The sequence below is a fragment of the Rhizobium sp. SVR5-9E genome, assembly GCF_056755095.1.
Map to the genome: position 1 here is coordinate 1 of NZ_JBNDHS010000504.1, position 233 is coordinate 233.

Genomic DNA, 233 nt, shown 5'->3' on the forward strand with positions numbered 1-233 from the left:
GACTAGTCGTCGGCAGCGTCAGATGTGTATAAGAGACAGCCACAACTGGCTCGACATGGCGCGCGAGCGCATTTCCTTCCAGGGCCTGCCGTCGCAGCAAATGACCATGCCCGAATGCTGGGAGACTGTCTCTTATACACATCTCCGAGCCCACGAGACTACGCTGCATCTGGGGGGGCGGGGTTTGGGTGGAGGAGGGGGGGGGGGGGGGGGGGGGGGGGGGGGGGGGGGGG

Annotated in this window: 1 pseudogene; it reads right to left on the minus strand. The window is 66.1% G+C overall.

The features are described 5' to 3' along the window. Nucleotides 1-233 (minus strand): annotated as a pseudogene (locus ACPYOJ_RS35810) (hypothetical protein); the annotation flags it as partial.